General features: G+C 59.8%; 12 protein-coding genes. All 12 read right to left on the reverse strand.

Going from position 1 to position 17,785, the window contains the following annotated elements; translation table 11 throughout:
- Positions 1 to 2: 2 nt before the first annotated feature.
- Complete coding sequence (trxA, locus tag CFB10_RS10465) at positions 3 to 323, reverse strand: thioredoxin (RefSeq protein WP_003505361.1); 321 nt, start codon at positions 321 to 323, stop codon at positions 3 to 5.
- A gap of 77 nt (positions 324 to 400) precedes the next feature.
- Positions 401 to 3,958, reverse strand: a complete 3,558-nt coding sequence (gene addA, locus CFB10_RS10470) for a double-strand break repair helicase AddA (RefSeq protein ID WP_020010689.1) — start codon at positions 3,956 to 3,958, stop codon at positions 401 to 403.
- Positions 3,948 to 7,133 (reverse strand): double-strand break repair protein AddB, encoded by a 3,186-nt coding sequence (addB, locus tag CFB10_RS10475; RefSeq protein WP_020010688.1) that lies wholly within the window; start codon positions 7,131 to 7,133, stop codon positions 3,948 to 3,950. The genes addA and addB overlap by 11 nt, the downstream gene beginning before the upstream one ends.
- Positions 7,130 to 7,867, reverse strand: coding sequence for a nucleotidyltransferase family protein (locus tag CFB10_RS10480; RefSeq protein ID WP_020010687.1), 738 nt, complete (start codon positions 7,865 to 7,867; stop codon positions 7,130 to 7,132). Before CFB10_RS10480 ends, addB begins: the two co-directional genes overlap by 4 nt.
- Before the next feature lie 16 nt (positions 7,868 to 7,883).
- Entirely contained in the window at positions 7,884 to 9,395 is a 1,512-nt protein-coding gene (locus CFB10_RS10485) for a bifunctional tRNA (adenosine(37)-N6)-threonylcarbamoyltransferase complex ATPase subunit type 1 TsaE/phosphotransferase (RefSeq protein ID WP_020010686.1), read from the reverse strand.
- Complete coding sequence (locus CFB10_RS10490; protein WP_020010685.1) at positions 9,392 to 11,974, reverse strand: PAS domain-containing sensor histidine kinase; 2,583 nt, start codon at positions 11,972 to 11,974, stop codon at positions 9,392 to 9,394. Before CFB10_RS10490 ends, CFB10_RS10485 begins: the two co-directional genes overlap by 4 nt.
- Positions 11,975 to 12,182: 208 nt before the next feature.
- The gene (gene ahcY, locus CFB10_RS10500; protein ID WP_020010684.1) at positions 12,183 to 13,583 is read right to left on the reverse strand and encodes an adenosylhomocysteinase; all 1,401 of its coding nucleotides are present in this window, start codon (positions 13,581 to 13,583) and stop codon (positions 12,183 to 12,185) included.
- A gap of 128 nt (positions 13,584 to 13,711) precedes the next feature.
- Positions 13,712 to 13,987 carry an HPr family phosphocarrier protein gene (locus CFB10_RS10505; protein WP_020010683.1) on the reverse strand — a complete coding sequence of 92 codons (276 nt, stop codon included), beginning with the start codon at positions 13,985 to 13,987 and terminating at the stop codon, positions 13,712 to 13,714.
- 11 nt (positions 13,988 to 13,998) lie between these two features.
- Entirely contained in the window at positions 13,999 to 14,400 is a 402-nt protein-coding gene (locus tag CFB10_RS10510; RefSeq protein WP_003505374.1) for a PTS sugar transporter subunit IIA, read from the reverse strand.
- A 125-nt stretch (positions 14,401 to 14,525) separates the two neighbouring features.
- Positions 14,526 to 14,990, reverse strand: a complete 465-nt coding sequence (locus CFB10_RS10515) for an HPr kinase/phosphorylase (protein ID WP_020010682.1) — start codon at positions 14,988 to 14,990, stop codon at positions 14,526 to 14,528.
- Positions 14,980 to 16,770 carry a two-component system sensor histidine kinase ChvG gene (gene chvG, locus CFB10_RS10520; RefSeq protein ID WP_026363717.1) on the reverse strand — a complete coding sequence of 597 codons (1,791 nt, stop codon included), beginning with the start codon at positions 16,768 to 16,770 and terminating at the stop codon, positions 14,980 to 14,982. Before chvG ends, CFB10_RS10515 begins: the two co-directional genes overlap by 11 nt.
- Positions 16,771 to 16,826: 56 nt before the next feature.
- Positions 16,827 to 17,552 carry a two-component system response regulator ChvI gene (gene chvI / locus CFB10_RS10525; RefSeq protein WP_003505377.1) on the reverse strand — a complete coding sequence of 242 codons (726 nt, stop codon included), beginning with the start codon at positions 17,550 to 17,552 and terminating at the stop codon, positions 16,827 to 16,829.
- Positions 17,553 to 17,785 lie beyond the last annotated feature (233 nt).

Here is a 17,785-nt window from a genome sequence, read left to right on the forward strand (position 1 = left end):
TTTTATGCGGCGCCGGAAATCCAGGCGGAAAGCGCTGTCTTGGGAGCAGCGCCAACCTTGATATCAGCCACTTCGCCGCCCTTGAACATGGCAAGGGTCGGGATTGAGCGCACGCCGAACTGGGCCGCCAGTTCCGGGTTTTCGTCGATGTTCAGCTTTGCGACCTTGACCTTGCCGGCCAGCTCGGACGAAATTTCCTCAAGGCTTGGCGCGATCATCTTGCACGGGCCGCACCATTCGGCCCAGAAATCCACCACGACTGGTTCGGCGGATTCCAGGACTTCGGACTGGAAGTTGGCGGCATCGACTTTTACGGTAGCCATATCTGGCTCTCCTTTCAGCTAATCTTTTCCGCTATCGATGTGATGCGGGCGCGTCGGAATTTCAATGCCCCGGTATCTCACTTTGTCTTTATTGCGGCAAGAGCCTCTCTCATCGCATCGTCACCAACCGCTATAAAGGCAGCATTTTCCGTATAGATCAGCGCGCAGACAAATTCTTTGCCGGGGTAGAGCGGTGCTAGAATTTCGCGATAGATGGCAAGCTGCGCTGTGTGGGAGAAAGGTATTTCACGCGCTTCCCGCGGCGGCACGCGGTTGGTCTTGTAATCGACCAGAATGACGCGATCCCCTTCAACCGCCAGCCGGTCGACGCGGCCGGAGACGGCATATTGCTGCCTGCCAATCGTCATCGTGCCCATGATCGACACTTCCGCGCGGCTGTTAGCCGAGAAGGCCGGTTGCACCGCCGGCTCGGACATGACGCGCAGAACCGCCTTTATCAAATGTTCGCGCTCGGCGGCAGGCCAGAAACGGGCCGCACGCTCCGCATAACGGCGGGCAGCTGCTTCCCGCTCCAACTCTGTAAAATCCGGCAGGGCTTGCAGCATGCGATGCACTAGCCGGCCGCGCTGCAGCGCCAGCGAGGAGGCATCGGTTTTATCGCCGAAAAGCGGCGAACGCACGGCGAGATCATCCGCACCATCATCAATGATGGTGCCCGCACCGGACGGGCTGAGCGGCCTCGGCAAGGAGGGCAGCGCCGGCAAGGGAGCGAGAAGCCCGGCCGGAAGGGCGTAATCTTCCTGCTGCTGCGTTTCCGGTAATTTTTGCGGGACGGATGTCGTGCGAGCCTCGGATTTGCGCCAGACAAGCCCCTGCCATTCCTCGCCATCCGCCATGAAAAGCTGCGGTTTGCAATGGTCTTCATTGTTGGCAAGCGCCGCCTTGACGATGGCATGCCAGCATTCGGGATTTTCCTTCTGGCCGCGATAACCGCAGACGACAAGGTGATCGGCAGCGCGCGTCATCGCCACATAAAGCAGCCGTCGATATTCGTCTTCGGCGGCCGTCTTCAGTCGTTCTTCGTCCGAGCGGATGAGATGATTGGAAAAACCGCTGCCGGGCAGCCACACCGGGAAGGCGTCCGCACCCGCTTCGACGAAGCGCAGTTTCGGCACATGGCTGTGGTTGAAGGCCTTCGAACCGCCATCGACGACAAAAACGACCGGCGCTTCCAGGCCCTTGGAGGCGTGCACGGTCATGATGCGCACTTCGCCGCGATCCTTGTCCTGCTCGCGCTTCACTTCAGGAGAATCGGTTTCCAGAACGGACAAAAAGGCCTGCAGGCCTGGCAGGCCGGTTCTCTCGTGATCCAGCGCGAAGGAGAGGAACTCATCCAGAACGTCGCTCGCCTCGTTGCCAAGCCGGCCGAGGAATTTCTTGCGTCCGTCATGCAGGGTGAGGACCGCTGCAAAGAAATCATGCACCGTGGCCGTTTTCGAAAGCGCGATGAAGCCTTCCAGCTTGGCGGCAACGATGGAAAGATGGCTATTCTCTTCCTTCGAAAGGATTTGCAGCCGTTTCCAGACGCTCTCCGTTTCCGATCGCGTGGCTGCAATTTCGAAAACGTCATCTTCCGTCAGGTTGAAGAGCGGGCTTTTCAAAAGTGCAGCGAGTGAAAGGTCATCTTCGGGCAGGACAACGAAATGGCCGAGCGCCAGAAGGTCCTGCACGGCAATGTGGTCGGTCAGGCGAAGGCGGTCGGCACCGGCAACGGGAATGTTCTTGCGCCGTTTCAACTCCCGGGTCAGCGCATTGACGAAGGCATGGCGTTTTCTGACAAGCACCAGAATATCACCGGGCTCGACGGTGCGCTCGACGCCTTTTTCGATGATGGTCTCGCTTACGATCATGTCGGCGATGCGCGCCGCGATACGGCGGGCAACGATGGTGGCTGGAGCACTTTCCCGCAGCGCATCGAAGGGGGCCGTCCAATCCTCTTCGTCTTCAGTGGTTTCCGGCGCCACCATGTCCCACACCTCCACGGTGCCAGGATGGCCGGCCCGGTTGGATCGGTGTTCCACCGGTTCGTTATCGGCGCTGAGACCGCTGGCGTTATTCGGGTCTGAAAACACCTGGTCGACAGCGGCCAGCACATCCTGCGTGGACCGGAAGGATAGCGGCAGGCGGATGCGGTGAAAGGCCTGCTCCACAGAATCGACGCGCCTTTTGGTCTCTTCGCGCTCCTGCGAAAACCGTTCCGGCCGGGCGCCCTGGAATGAATAGATCGACTGTTTTTCATCCCCCACGGCAAACAGCGTGCGCCGCCCCAGGCGGGCGCTCTCGCCCGTGAAGAAATCCGCCGCCAGCGACTGGATGATCGACCATTGCACCGGGCTCGTATCCTGCGCCTCGTCAACGAGAATGTGGTCGATGCCCTGATCCAGTTTGTAGTGCACCCAGGCGCCCGCCGTATCGCGGTTGAGGAGATTGGCGGCGCGCTCGATCAGGTCTTCAAAATCGAGCTGGCTTCGCTGTTTCTTCAGGTCTTCGAAATCGCCGATCAGCCTTTCGGCCAGAACAAGGGCGCATTTTGTCGCCGCCAGCATCCGCACCAGACGATAGCGGTTGCGGCAGGAAACAGCATGGTCACGCGCCAGCGTCAGCGCATCGAGAAGTTCGGGGGCGGATTTCTGCATGCCCTTGTTGATGACATAGGCATCCGATTTCTTTTCCCCCTTGGCTGTCAGCAGCGCCGCTTCGATGAATTGCATCCGCTGGACGGGGTCCGGGTGGCGTTTTGCCTCCCTGAGCGCATAAGCGACATCGATGACGCGTGATCCGCCTACCTCGTCGGCAAGGGCCAGATAGGTATCGAGCGCGAGGCCGGAGAGGCCGGGCAGAGGCCAGAAGGCGGCCGCCGCGGTTTCTTCGGTTTCCCCATCTGCGATCTGCATCGCGTGCCGCAACCGGGCATCGATGCCGCCAAATTGTTTGGCGTCGAGCAGAAAACCACGAAGGGCGCTGCGATTGGCGATGATGGCGGAGAGCAGCGCCTCCAGCCCGCTTTCATCGGCGAGATCGAGCACATAGGCTAGCGCCTGCGCCAGTTCCGCGTCGCGCTCCGTTGAAACCGCCGTCAGAAGTGAGCGGCGCGCCTCGGCCAGTAGCGTGGTCGCTGCGCGGTCATCGAGAACGGAGAAATGGCCGGCGACATTGGCTTCCAGCGGAAACTGGTGCAGCAATGCCTCGCAGAATGCGTGGATCGTCTGGATTTTCAGCCCGCCCGGTGTTTCCAGCGCCTTGGCAAACAGCCTGCGCGCTTCGGCAAGCTTGATGCGATCCGGCACCCTGCCTTCGATGACGGCGATGCGATCCTTAAGATCGGAATCCGGCAAAGTAGCCCATTCCGCCAGGCGGTCGAAAACACGGCTCGACATTTCAGATGCCGCGGCCTTGGTATAGGTGAGGCACAAAATCGCCGAGGGCCGGCAGCCGGCCAGAAGCAGGCGGATGACGCGCTGGGTCAGGACATGGGTCTTGCCTGAGCCGGCATTGGCCGACACCCATGCGGAACTGGCGGGATCGGAGGCAAGCCGCTGCCGGGCGCTGGTCCAGTCAATCCAGCTTTCAGGCGTGTCGGCGGCGGGGCCGGCATCGAAGGGATCAATCGTCATCGCCGTCTCCCGGTTCTGCCGTCGACCATTCCGAAACGCGGGCGAGGTGGTCATATTCCCCACCATAGGATTGTTGCTCTTCCGGCACGAGGCGGGAGGCGAAGCCGTTTTCGCCTTCGCGCAGAGAATGAACGAATTTGGTGAGCTGTTCGATTGAATCCGTCGCAAGCTCAATCGCCGATTTCGGCGGTCTTTTGCCGCTTCGGCTGGAATGTTCGTTATTGACCTGATCGGCAAAGAAGCGCTCGCCCGGCCGCAGGCGAACATAAATGAGATTGTCAGGCGTGGGCGAACCGGCTTCGCGGAAGGCGCCGCGCATCAGCGCCGCCGCTTCCAGCGCAAGCTGTGGATCAAGCAGCGCGCGCGCCTGATTGACGGACGGCGCAAGCCCTGTCTTGTAATCGATAATATCCGCGTGGCCGTTTGTCTTGATGTCGATGCGGTCTGCGATCCCGGTCAGCCTTATGCCCGCCTCGGCGATTTCCTGCCCGGCGTGTGCCTCGAAAAAGCTGTGGCGGATGGATGGATACCTTTCTTTTTCCCACTCGATAAAGGCGCGCGCCACCGCTGCAAAACGCGGCCGCCAGATGACATCCACATGGGGAGGCAGGTTTTCCGCGTCGAAGCACGCATCCAGAATGCGCTGCATGGCCGCAAGCGAGGCCGGCGTGCCGGGAATATGCCCTTCGCGGGAATAACGCTCGATGATCGCGTGATAGAGCGTGCCGCGATCGGCGGCGTTCGGGTCACGGTTGAAGGGATCAAGCGGGTCCAGTTTCAGGATGCGTCGCGCATAGATCGAATAGGGGTCGCGGCGCAGGCGGCCGACTTCGCTGAAGGAATAGCGCGTCGGCTGCAACTCGGCCGGCGGCTTCGGGGCAGGGCGCTTTGCTGCTTCCTGATCGATGCTTTCATCCATCAATCCCGCCCAATGGCGATAGGTCTCGCCGCGCTTCTTCAGGCTGCCGGCAAATTTCTCGCCGCCCAGCGCCAGTAGACGCTGCAGCCAGCGTGAGGCGACGGCGGGTGTCGAGCCCTGCCTCAGCGCGCGGGTGTAAAAAATCTGCCGGGTGCCATTTGCCATCTCGAAATCATGGGCCAGCTGGCCGATGCGCCGTTCCGGCGGCTCCAGCCCAATCGCGGTCTTCATGGTGCGGGACAGAAACGGATTATTCGCCGTCTGGCCGGGCCAGAGCCCTTCATTGAGGCCGCCGATGACGACGGTGTCGACACTTTGCAGCCGTGCCTCGAGCGCGCCGAAGATGAAAATGCGCGGATGGCGCATCGATCGTGGCTTGATCGATTCACCGGCCACCAGTGCCGCAAAAATATCGATCCATTGCGGCCCGTCAGCATCGAGAATCTCGCCGCTTTCCATCAGTTCGCCGAACAGTTCGGAAAGCTTGTCTCCCGCTTCACCGGACCAGAGCGCGGCAAGATCGTTGTTTTCATCCGCACAGATGGCTTCGACCACGCGGCCCGTCCGCTCCGCCCAGTCGGACAGCGGCAATTTATCGGTGAAGGCGCGGCCGGATCTATCTTTGCGGATAAAGGCAGATCCGAGCGGTTCTGTCGCAATGTCAATCCGACGTGCCAGATCGCGCGCGGCCTCCGCGCTTGCCTCCGGCAGAGCCAGCCGCCAGGCGGGCGGGTGCCGGTTATCGCGTTGCGCCGCAAGCTGCGCATCCAGAACCGCTTCCAGATTGCCGATTTTGGTTTCGACACGGCCGCCGCGCAGCGCGATCAGTTCCAGCGCTTTCGAGGCTTTCGCGAAAGCTTCGTCGGAAAGCCCGAAACGGCTGAGCGGGTGTTTCAGAAGGGAAATAATCGGCACCGGGTCGCCGGGCCTCAGAATGGCTTCTAGCGCCAGCTGCGTCAGCCCGGCTTGCGGGGTGGCGGAAAGCGGTGTGCCGGCCGAATCGTCGGCTTCGATGCCGAAGCGCTGTAGCTCCGTCGCCACGCGTCGCGCCAGTCCGCGGTCCGGTGTAATCAGGGCCGCTTGCGACGGGCGACCAGCCCCCGGCGCTTCAAGGGCCAGCCGCAAAGCCACTGCGATGGCCGTTGCCTCCTCGCGCTCATTGGCGGCTTCAATAAGCGTGGCGGTTGCGAAAGCATCGTCGAAAAAGCCGGGTTGCCTGTCTTCGCGCCAGCGATTCCAGTCGCTGGTGGATTTGGCCGGTGCGAGTGCGGCCGAAAACACCGCTGCGCGCTTTTCCAGATCGCCGTCAATGGCGCCAATCTGATCCACGTCATCGCGCAGGATGCCAAGCTTCTGCAGCAGCATATAAAGCCCGTATTGCGAATGGGTGCGGCTCGAAGGATCGGTCGGGTCCTCGGCAATCGCCTGCCATTGTTCCTCCGGCATGGCGAGGTCGAGGCCCGGAAGCACAACGGTGCCTTGCGGCAGGGCGGCAACGGCGGCGATGAGATCGGCTGCCGCAGGAATGGAGCCGGTTGACCCTGCGACGATGATCGGTCCCGTATCCGGCAGATCGGCAAGCCGGTTCGCTTCCGCCCGCAGAATGGCGTTGCGATGCCGGCCGGCGGAGGAACGGTTGAGTTCGGCAAGCCGCGCTGGCCAGAAGACGCTGGCAATCCGCAGGAAATCCGCGGTCAGCTGCCACCATTGCGCGTGATCGCCGGTATCGAGATGCTGAAGCGCTTCCCAGTCCTTTTCTTCCGTATCCATGGCATCGATCACCTCGCCAAGCGCACGCGCCAGCCATATGGCGTCGGCGGGGCTGGCGGGGGCGACAAGCGGCGAATCGGAATGGATGGCGCGGATAGCGTCCGGCAGGCTGTTGCGCCAGGCGAGAATGAGACGCGCCAGTTCGATGAGCCGGCCGGTGCCGGAAATCGGTGGCGCCAGATCCATGATCTCAGGGTTTTCGATCTCGAAGAAGCCGCTATCGTCATCCGTCTCACCCAGAGGCCGGATCAGCGGTAGAATGGCGGATCGGCCGCCCAGAAGATCGACGAATTCGGAGCGCAGCACGCGGGCGGAGCGCCGTGTCGGCACATAGATCGTCACCTTGGCGAGCGATAGCGGATCGGCCGGATCGTATTTATAGCCTGATGTCAGTGTCCCATCACACAGCGTTTCCGCGAGCGTCTTGAGGAACGGTGTTCCCGCAGCGATCGTCAGGACGCGCTTTGCGTGGTGAGTAAGGGTCATGCAGAGCGTTTTTCCCTGAATTGCCGTATAATGCTTTCGGCGTCTTCTATTGCGTCAGGCGTGCCGACGGTAATCCAGTGGCCATCCAGAGAAAGCCCGAAAAGCCGGTCCTTTTCGATGGCGCGATCGAAATAGATATTGAGATTGAAGGCATCCGTCGGCGCATCGTCCAGCAGGCGCGAATCCATGGCGATGGCGCCGGCATAAACCACCGGGGTCGGATCACCGTCGCGATAACGCGACAGTTTCCCGTCATCCGCCAGGTTGAAATCCCTCTTCCCATTGTGTCCGGTGGTGCGATCCATGTCGACGCAGAGCAGGGCCATATCCATGCGGGCGGGATCGAAGAATTGCGCAAGCTTGCGCAGGTTGCTGACCGCATTCAGCTGCTCGCCGATCCAGAAAAGATCGGCATTCATGACGAAGACCGGCCCAGGTTCCAGAAACTTCAGGCCTTTGGCAAGCCCGCCACCGGAATTCATCAGCTGCGACTGCTCGTCGGAAATCAGCATTTTGGCGTCGGTGCGGTTTTCTAGATGGGCAATCATCTGTTCGGCGTGGTGATGCACATTGACGACGATTGTCTCGACACCGGCTTCGACAAGGGCATCGAGCGCATAGTCGATCATCGGCTTGCCGGCGATTTTCACGAGCGGCTTCGGGATTGTATCCGTGATCGGGCGCATCCGCGTGCCAAGCCCGGCGGCCAGCACCATCGCGTTTTTGATCGTCATCGTGGTCAACCGTCTTTCAGTCGTTAAATTCCATGCCCATGCGCAGGCACCAGTCTCGAAGAAGTCCAAGTTCCGGATGCGAAAGCGCTGCACTGAGATAGCGGAACGTTCTCGGCATATGTTTCATATAACCGGGTTTTCGATCCCGTTCCAACAGCCTCACCCAGATACCGGCAAGCTTGCAGTTGCGCTGTGCCGACATGATGGCGAAAGCCTTGAGGAAAGCGGCCTCATCGAAAGAAGCCGTGTTTCTTCTGCTCTCGATATAGTGCGAAAGCAGGCGCGCTTGCAGCCCGGGTTCTATGGTAACGCGGGCATCCTGCACGATGGAAGCGACATCATAGGCAGTCGGGCCGATCATCGCATCCTGAAAATCGATCAGGCCGACTTGCCGTATGCCGTTGTTCTGCGGCTGCCAAATAAGGTTGGGTGAATGGAAATCGCGCAGCACAAGTCCCGTCTCACAGTCGGCGAGCTGGTCGATCAGCCGGTCCCATAAAGCGTAATAGTCGCTTTTTTCACTATCGGTGAGGGGTTTGCCGCGTTTATGCGGCAGATACCATTCCGCCAGCAGCGAAACCTCGATCTTCATCGCCTGCCGGTCGAAGAGGGGGACCTCATAGGCGCTGCCGTCACCCACTGGCAGCAGGTCGGGCCGCGGGGTCTGGTGAAGCGCCGCGAGACAGGCGACACTTTGCAGATAGCGGTCCTCTATCGGCGTCCCGTCAGGCGCCAGCACGCCCTCCTGCCCGAGGTTTTCCAGCAGGAGAATGCCCTGATCGGTATCCGCCGCCAGAATCTCCGGTGCGCAAAAGCCGCTATTTCTCAGATAATTGCCAATAGCCACGAAGAAACGCGCATCCTGGGCAAGATGGGCGATTTCCGCATAGGTCTTGCCATCAGAGACGATCGCTCCCCGCATGGGGCGTCGCCAGTCCATCAGGATAAGATGCGGGCCACCAGTTGAAACGGTCTCATAGGCGCGTGTAGAGGCGTCACCGCTCAGAAAGCGCCGGGCCGCGTCGCCCCTGCCAGTTTTTGCGAGAAATGCGCGGATGGCGAAAACGCGTTCAAGCCGTGCTTTCAGTTTTGCCGGAGCCTCGATGGAGGCGAGCCGCCCTTCGCCGGAATGTGTCAGCGTAAGTGTTACGGTCTGTTCCGGCGGTAGAATCTCGGCGGCGATATCCGGCCACTCGATCAGGCAGATGCCGTCCTCCAGCATCTCATCGATGCCGAGTTCGTCCAGCTCGGAAACATCCGAAAGCCGGTAAAGATCAAGATGGGCGACCGGAATGCGGGCGTCATAAGTCTGGATGATCGTGAAGGTGGGGCTCGGCACTTCGAGATCGGGCTCATCCGCCATCGCGCGGATGAAGGCTCGGGCGAGCGTCGATTTGCCGGCGCCAAGATCACCGATGAGTGCGAGGCAATCGCCGGGTTTCAAAGCCAGTGCGAGGTCTTCACCGAGCCTGATGGTGTCCTTTTCTCCCTCGAGAGGAATGGTGATCGGCAAGATGTCTTCGCTCATTCTGCGGCGATGGAATGCGGCCGTGTGCCGGAAGGAATGCGGCAGGTGACGATGGTGCCGTTGCCGGGCCGGCTGTCGATGCTGACCGTGCCATGGTGCAGGCTGACGAAGCTTTCCACGATGGAGAGGCCAAGCCCTGCACCGGTTCGCCGCCCGCCATTACCGCGCGTCGCGAAGCGGTCGAACACGCTCTTCAACATGTCTTCAGGAATGCCGGGACCCTTGTCCGCCACCGAGAACACGAAGTCACCTTCGCTGCGCTGGCAGGAGAGCTGAACCGAAGACCCTTCCGGGGCGAAATTGATCGCGTTGGTCAGCAGCTTGATGAGTATCTGCTTCAGGCGCTGGTGATCAGCCACGAGACTGCCGAGATGGGTCGGCGCGATGATCTCGAGCGAAATGCCGCTCTCCTGCAGCCGGTCGGCGATCTGTACAGAAACGTCTTCAAGCAATTCGTTCAGATCATTGTCCGAATAATTGAGCTGCATGATGCCGGCATCCACGGTCGCGAGATCGAGAATGTCGTTGACGATGGTCAGTAGTACGGAGGATGAGGTGGAGATATGATCGAGATACTCCGCCTGCCTGTCCGTCAATTGTCCGATGCCCGGTGTTTTCAGCAGATCGGTAAAGCCGATGATGTTCGTCAGCGGCGAGCGCAGCTCGTAGGAAACATGCTGCACGAAATCGTTCTTCAGCTCGTCGGCCTTCAAAAGCGCGTCGTTCTTTTCCTTGAGCGCCCGCTCGGCCCGTACGCTGTCGGTCATGTTGACGAAGGTCAGCATGGTTTGTGCATCCGGCAGCGGGATGATGGCATAGTCGAGCACAAGGCCTGAAAGCAGTTCCAGCGTCCCCTGCCGCGAGGGCCGCTCATCATCGAAGCTGGTGATGAACTGGCTGAAGGCGCGCCAGCCGTCCGGCCTGTCATAGGATGGCGCGCAGGCGGTTTCGATGGCGCGGATATGGGTGCCGGTCTCGGCCTGTTCCGCGGTCACGCCCCAGAGCGCCCGGAATGCCGGGTTGGAGAGGCGAATGCGTCCATCCGCACCGAATACGGCGACACCTTCGGCCAGATGGTCGATGGTTTCGCCCTGCACCTTCACCAATGTGTTGTAACGCATCTGCAGGTCGACCTGCTCGGTCAGGTTCTCGAAAACCCAGGTCGCGCCGCCCTGCGGATGGGCGGTTGCGATAACCCGCAGGGTCTGGCCGTTCGGCAGGTGCCAGAGATCGGTCTTGGTATCCAGCGAACGATAGACGGAGAGCGCTGTCTCCTTCCAGTTCTTCCAGTTCAGCTGTTCCGGCAATTTGCCGGCGGTGCGCAGCCTGTCCAGAAGCTCGGAATTATCAGGACTGGATTCGAGGAAAACGAGGTCGAAACCCCAGAGAGCCGCGAAAGCCTGATTGTAGAATTGCAGCCGCTGCCGGCCGTCGAAAATGGCGACGGGCGTTGCCAGATGATCGAGCGTTTCAGCGTGGCTTTTGAGAACCCGCTTGAGTTCCTCGCTGATGGTTTCGGCTTCCGTTGCGTCGATAGCGATGCCAGCCGAGCCGCCAGCTGTCTTGATGTCAACGACGTCAAAGAAGGTGCGGTTTCCGGAAACAACCGTCGAAATACGGTCGTGATAGGGTGATTCGGGTGTTGCGGCCGCGCGTATCTTCTGCCGGGTAACCGTGTTCAGCAGCTCGCGTTTTTCATGAACGGCCTGGTCGGCGTCACGTGCATCCACGGCATGCGCATAAGCGTGGTTGACCCAGGTGAGTTCGCCTTCGCCATTGCGCCGCCAGACGGGTTGTTCGATGGAATCCAGAAGCTCCTGAAATGTGGAAACCGAAGCGATCAGGCGCTCGCGCTCCACCTGCAATTCAGCCAGTTCCGCGCGCAGATTGTTGAGCGCGATGAAACGCGCAAAGGCATTGCCGCCGGAAACCCGGCCTTGAACTTCAATGACTTCGCCGCGCTGCGTTTCAATGGTCAGATCGAAGCTCTGCGCGTGGCTGCGGAGTTTTTCGATGGATTTTTCAAGCTGGCTCGCGGATGCCGGTTTCAGCCAGCGGCCAAAGGCCAGAAAATCGTGATCCGCCTGCGGCACACCCGTTTCGGCCGGCAGCTGCCCCAGAAATTCGGGCCGCTTGTCTGCGCCGTCCCAGATGACGATGCGGCGGCTCTTGTCGGAAATCAGCGCCTCGTATTTCGCGATCTTGTGGTGGGACTGGGCAAGCGCCTGACGGTATTCGCTGCTCTCCGCCTCGATATTGCCGCGCTGGCGCACCAGCCAGACAACGGAAAACAGCGTTGCCGAAAGCATGCCGACGAAAAGCGAATAGGTGATGGTTTCTCCGGATGAAAACAGCCGTGCGCCGGTCTTTGCCACAAGCCCGTCCTGCGCCAGCGCCATGCTTGCCGAGCCGGCCAGAAACGTGCCCGACATCAGAACGGGAAGCCTCGCAAAGCCTGTCCGAACCGCACTGAATACCAGCCGGCAACGCGCAAGACCCGCGCTCAATGCCACGCCCGCATGCGTGTTTTCAATGCGTTGAACTGTCTGCTTGCGCAGATCCGAATTGTGAACCGTCATCCCCGGTCTGTCTCCGTCCTATGTGCCGCATCTTCGACAAGACATCCCATTTCGTCCCCGCCGCCCTTTGGCGTGTCCGAATCAAGTCTGATGACAATACCGTCTTCATAAATCTGCGGGAAGGGAGCGCGCAAAAAAGATGCCGTGCGCTTTGTCAAGCGCACGGCATCTAGATATTGTGTAATTTCAGTGGATATTAACTATGGAATTAATATCTGTAGTGTTCCGCCTTGAACGGACCTTCCTTCGAGATGCCGATATAATCTGCCTGAAGGTCGGAAAGTTCGGTCAGGCGCACGCCAAGCTTCTCAAGATGAAGGCGCGCAACCTTCTCGTCGAGGTGCTTCGGCAGCACGTAAACCTCGTTCTTGTATTCGCCCTGCTTGGTGAAGAGCTCGATCTGGCCCAGCACCTGGTTGGTGAAGGAAGCCGACATCACGAAGGAGGGGTGACCGGTGGCGTTACCGAGGTTCAGCAGGCGGCCTTCGGACAGAAGGATGATGCGGTTGCCCTTCGGGAACTCGATCATGTCGACCTGCGGCTTGATATTCGTCCACTTGAGGTTACGCAGCGATGCGACCTGAATTTCATTATCGAAATGGCCGATATTGCCGACGATGGCCATGTCCTTCATCTCGCGCATATGCTCGATGCGGATCACGTCCTTGTTGCCGGTGGTGGTGATGAAGATATCAGCGGAAGAGATGACATCTTCCAGACGAACGACTTCGAAACCGTCCATGGCGGCCTGAAGCGCGCAGATCGGGTCGATTTCGGTGACCTTCACGCGGGCGCCGGCGCCCTGCAGGGAAGCGGCCGAACCCTTGCCCACGTCGCCGTAACCGCAGACCACGGCAACCTTGCCGGCCATCATCACGTCGGTTGCGCGGCGAATGCCGTCCACCAGCGATTCCTTGCAGCCGTATTTGTTGTCGAACTTCGACTTGGTGACGCTGTCGTTGACGTTGATAGCCGGGAAGGGCAGCAGGCCCTTCTTGCTGAGGTCATAAAGGCGGTGAACGCCGGTCGTCGTTTCTTCGGTCACACCCTTCAGCGCGTCGCGCTGCTTGGTGAACCAGCCGGGCGAAGCCTTGAGGCGCTTGTTGATCTGCGCGAAGAGGATTTCCTCTTCTTCCGAACCGGGATTGGACAGAACGTCCTCGCCAGCTTCAGCGCGTGCGCCGAGCAGGATGTACATGGTGGCGTCGCCGCCATCGTCAAGGATCATGTTGGAGAGGCCGCCATCGGCCCACTGGAAGATCCTGTCGGTATATTCCCAATATTCCGTCAGGCTTTCACCCTTGACGGCGAAGACCGGAATGCCGGCTGCTGCAATTGCCGCCGCCGCATGATCCTGGGTCGAGAAGATGTTGCAGGAGGCCCAGCGAACATCCGCGCCCAGTTCCTTCAGCGTCTCGATGAGAACGCCGGTCTGGATCGTCATGTGAAGAGAACCGGTGATACGTGCGCCCTTCAGGGGCTTGCTTTCGCCAAATTCCTTGCGGCAGGACATCAGGCCCGGCATTTCGGTTTCGGCAATGTCCAGCTCCTTGCGGCCGAATGCGGCAAGGTTGATATCGGCGACGATGTAGTCCTTCTCAAGGCTCATGAAGTTCTCCAGATCAGAAACGCCGCGCCTTGCGGCCCGGCTTTTAAACGTAGCAGCGGTTTAGCAGGCCACGAACGATCTGGCAATGATGATATAAAGAAGTCTTTATGTCTTTATATGGTGCCGGCTCAGGCTTCTTCGCCGAAGCGGTCGGCGACCAGCGCCTCGAGCGCCTCGAGCGCTTCTTTCGCCTGATTGCCGCTTGCCTCGACATAGACGCTGCATCCGGGGCTTGCGGCCAGCATCATGAGACCCATGATGGAGGTGCCGCCAACGGTCATACCATCCTTGGAAACCGTGATCGTCGCGTCGAACCCTTCGACCATCTGCACGAATTTGGCGGATGCCCGGGCGTGGAGACCGCGTTTATTGATGATCGGTAGTTCCCGGGTGAATGGCGACATGGGCTGACTTCTCACTTGCCGCTTAAAACGCGGCTGGCGACGTTGATATATTTGCGGCCGGCATCGGATGCATCCTGAAGGGCCTTGTCCATATTATCTTCGCTGCGAACGCCGGCAAGCTTGATCAGCATGGGAAGATTGACCCCTGCGATGACTTCGACATTGCCATTATTCATGACGGAAATCGCGAGATTGGAGGGCGTGCCGCCGAACATATCAGTCAGGATGATGACGCCATTGCCGTCATTGGCGCGCGCAACGGCGTCGATGATATCCTGCCGGCGCTGATCCATGTCGTCTTCGGGACCGATACAGACCGTCTCGATCAATTTCTGGGGACCGACGACATGCTCCAACGCATGGCGAAACTCCTCAGCCAGCTTGCCATGGGTGACAAGCACTAGTCCGATCATGAAATGCTCCCTTGCACACGCACTCTCATTGCCGACTATCGCAACGCGGCAATCCTGTCCATCGGTGGGATTTCATCTTGATGAGGAAAATGCGAATCGCAAGCCTAAAATCGCCTGAATCATGGTCACTTCACATTCGTTTTAAAAAGATTCTGAGCAAGTGCAGCAAATTTTCCATAGGGCGTAAGACTGGAAAGCGGAATACGTAAGAGCGGAAGATGCCCGCCGCAGGGCAGCAACAACACCTCGTCATCTTCTGGAAGTCTTGGGTTTTCGGGTGAAAGAACTGTCGTGACGGCGAAATGTAGTGGCGCGCGCGCAATGCTTTTCAACGAAACAATGCCGCTGCCGCGCAATTCCAGCAGCCCGGCGATTGTTTCCGGCCGCTCGGCGATGATGGTTTCGCCATCGCGATACACGAAAATCTGATCGTCCGCGATCAGAGCCGCCTGCAATCCGCAGCGTTCAGCCTCCGTCAGGAAGCTGAAGGCAAGCTCGCTTTTGCCGCTGCCCGACGGTCCGGTAAAGAGGATGCCGGTGTTTTGAACGACGATGGCGGTCGCATGCAGGTTGAAGCGGTCAGCGTTCATGGGTTTCGGCCGCCGGCAGCGACAGGGTGAAGCGCGCGCCGGAAATCACGCCATATTTATCAACGACATTTTCCGCCCGGAGACTGCCGCCATGGGCTTCGGCGATCTGGCGGCTGATGGAAAGGCCAAGGCCGGAATTCTGGCCGAACCCTTCGCTCGCCGGCCGGTCGGTGTAAAAGCGCTCGAAGATCCGGTCGATATCTTCCGCCTGAATGCCGGGCCCGTTGTCCTCCACCTGCACGATGCAGCGATCCTTGTGACGGGAAAGGCGCACGGTGATGCGGCCACTTTCCTCGGCAACGAAGGAGCGCGCATTCTCGATGAGGTTGGTGACGATCTGGCCGATGCGGAGATCGTGACCGTTCACCACGAACGAGGTCTTTGCGCCCGCTTTCCGGTCGACAGAATAGTCAATCGTCACGCTTTTCTTTTTGGTGCTGATCTGGCGGGATATGTCCACCAGACCCTTCATCAGCACATCGAGATCAAGCGGCGAGGCGTCAGCACGCGCCAGCTCGGCATCGAGCCGCGAGGCATCCGAAATGTCGCTGATCAGGCGGTCGAGACGGCGCACATCGTGGAAGATGATTTCGGTCAGGCGCTGCTTGGACTCTTCGGTCTTGGCGCGCGGCAGGGTTTCAACGGCGCTGCGCAGAGAGGTCAGCGGGTTCTTGAGTTCATGGCTGACATCGGCGGCGAAACTTTCGATGGCATCGATACGGTCGTAGAGCGCCGTCGTCATTTCACGCAGCGCAATCGAGAGATTGCCGATCTCATCCTGGCGCGCCGAGAAATCCGGTATCTCCTCACGGGTCCTTGCCCCACGGCGCACGCGGATCGCGGCGGCCGAAAGGCGCCGCAGGGGCGTGGCGATGGTGGAGGACAGGAGCAGCGACAGCACGATATTGACGAGTGTGGCAATGCCGAAGACGCGCATGATCGCGAGGCGCTCCGCATGCACGATCTTGTCGATATCGCCCGCCTGCGTCGACAGAAGCAGAACGCCGAGCACGGCCCGGAAGCGCTGTACCGGCACAGCCACAGAAACGATCAGCTCGCCCTTTTCGGTCACGCGCACAACGGCACCACGCACGCCGGTCAACGCATTCATCACTTCCGGATAGATCGAGCCGTCACCGCCCGGCGCTTCTTTGTATTGCGGCAGGCTGCTCGGCTGCAGCATGCGGTTGAACATGCTGGTAAACCAGTCGCCCCAGGTCTGGGTTTCCGGCGTCACCGGCGGCAGATCGAAGCGCAGCACCTGGCCGCGCGAATAAAGATGGCGGGAATCGAGCAGCAGGTTGGCATCGGCATCGAACAGCCGTGCGCGGGTGCGTGTCGGTGAAATCAGCCGCCGCAGCACCGGCGCCACCCGTTCCGGATTGATCGGGAAACTTAAGTCCTCGTCATTGGGGGCAGGGGTAATGCTCTGCCCCGCCTGCAATTCGAGCAGCTTTTCCGGATTGATGGTGATCGAGTTGGTGTCAACCGAGGCGGAAGCCGAGACCGCACCGGCGATGATTTCGCCCTGCGTCAACAGGCTCTCCACGCGCGCGTCGATCAGCCCTTCGCGGAACTGGTTGAGATAGAGAATGCCGCCGACCAGAACAACCGTTGCCGCAACGTTGAAGAAAAGAATGCGGCGCGTGAGGCTGGAAAACACCGCATTACCGAAAATGCGCCGGATGATCGTCAGCGGATGGATACGATGGCGGCGCTCGCTGCCGCGTTCTTCGGCATCGTCACTATCCGAGACGGTTTCCGGCGTTTTCTTCAACACGTATTCTAGTCCTCGCCACCACTCTTCGGGTGGTCTCTTCCGATTTGCGCGCCGGTTCAGGCCGCTTCGCGGAAGCGATATCCTACGCCATAAAGCGTTTCAATCATATCGAAGTCGCCATCGACCAGTTTGAACTTCTTGCGAAGGCGCTTGATGTGGCTGTCGATGGTGCGGTCGTCCACATAGACCTGTTCGTCATAGGCGGCATCCATCAGCGCGTCGCGGCTTTTCACCACGCCGGGCCGCTGCGCCAGCGAATGCAGGATGAGGAATTCGGTGACGGTCAGCGTCACCGGCTCACCCTTCCAGGTGCAGGTGTGGCGTTCCTGATCCATGGCGAGCTGCCCGCGCTCCAGCGTGCGTGCCTGCTGGTCGGCGGTCGGCTTCAGCACGCTGCCGGTTGCGGCGGAAGCCTCGCGGCTGCTGGCGCGGCGCAGGATGGCTTTCACGCGTTCCACCAGAAGGCGTTGCGAGAAGGGCTTGGTGATGAAGTCGTCCGCACCCATCTTCAGGCCGAACAGTTCGTCTATCTCTTCATCCTTGGAGGTGAGGAAGATAACCGGCAGATCCGACTTCTGGCGAAGGCGCCGCAAAAGCTCCATACCGTCCATGCGTGGCATCTTTATATCGAAAATGGCGAGCTGCGGCGGACGGGCGATCAACCCGTCGAGCGCGGAAGCGCCGTCGGTATACGTTTCGACCCGGTAGCCTTCGGCTTCGAGCGCGATCGATACCGAAGTCAGAATATTCCGGTCGTCGTCGACAAGCGCGATCGTCTGCATGTAGTTGGTCTCCATCGTCATTTTCTCGTAACTCCCGACATTCACCCAGCCAAGGTTGCGCGCCGCGAGCCACTCTCTTGAGTATAAAGGTGGAACAAATTGTGGCAAAGGAAAACTCGCTGCCAAATCGCCGGGCAGGAGTGAGGGGATTTTGCGGAAAGGCCGCCGTTGGATTTTAATGCGTCTTCAACCGATTTAAAAAGAAATAAAATCTTTTAAATCGATTAATATAT

Origin of the sequence: Agrobacterium sp. 719_389 (genome assembly GCF_900188475.1) — a bacterium.
GTDB lineage: Bacteria > Pseudomonadota > Alphaproteobacteria > Rhizobiales > Rhizobiaceae > Agrobacterium > Agrobacterium radiobacter.

What these genes read in the sequence shown, in the direction of transcription:
- trxA (WP_003505361.1), bottom strand. Translation starts at nt 323, where the DNA reads ATGGCTACCGTAAAAGTCGATGCCGCCAACTTCCAGTCCGAAGTCCTG.
- addA (WP_020010689.1), bottom strand. Translation starts at nt 3,958, where the DNA reads ATGACGATTGATCCCTTCGATGCCGGCCCCGCCGCCGACACGCCTGAA.
- addB (WP_020010688.1), bottom strand. Translation starts at nt 7,133, where the DNA reads ATGACCCTTACTCACCACGCAAAGCGCGTCCTGACGATCGCTGCGGGA.
- CFB10_RS10480 (WP_020010687.1), bottom strand. Translation starts at nt 7,867, where the DNA reads ATGACGATCAAAAACGCGATGGTGCTGGCCGCCGGGCTTGGCACGCGG.
- CFB10_RS10485 (WP_020010686.1), bottom strand. Translation starts at nt 9,395, where the DNA reads ATGAGCGAAGACATCTTGCCGATCACCATTCCTCTCGAGGGAGAAAAG.
- CFB10_RS10490 (WP_020010685.1), bottom strand. Translation starts at nt 11,974, where the DNA reads ATGACGGTTCACAATTCGGATCTGCGCAAGCAGACAGTTCAACGCATT.
- ahcY (WP_020010684.1), bottom strand. Translation starts at nt 13,583, where the DNA reads ATGAGCCTTGAGAAGGACTACATCGTCGCCGATATCAACCTTGCCGCA.
- CFB10_RS10505 (WP_020010683.1), bottom strand. Translation starts at nt 13,987, where the DNA reads ATGTCGCCATTCACCCGGGAACTACCGATCATCAATAAACGCGGTCTC.
- CFB10_RS10510 (WP_003505374.1), bottom strand. Translation starts at nt 14,400, where the DNA reads ATGATCGGACTAGTGCTTGTCACCCATGGCAAGCTGGCTGAGGAGTTT.
- CFB10_RS10515 (WP_020010682.1), bottom strand. Translation starts at nt 14,990, where the DNA reads ATGAACGCTGACCGCTTCAACCTGCATGCGACCGCCATCGTCGTTCAA.
- chvI (WP_003505377.1), bottom strand. Translation starts at nt 17,552, where the DNA reads ATGCAGACGATCGCGCTTGTCGACGACGACCGGAATATTCTGACTTCG.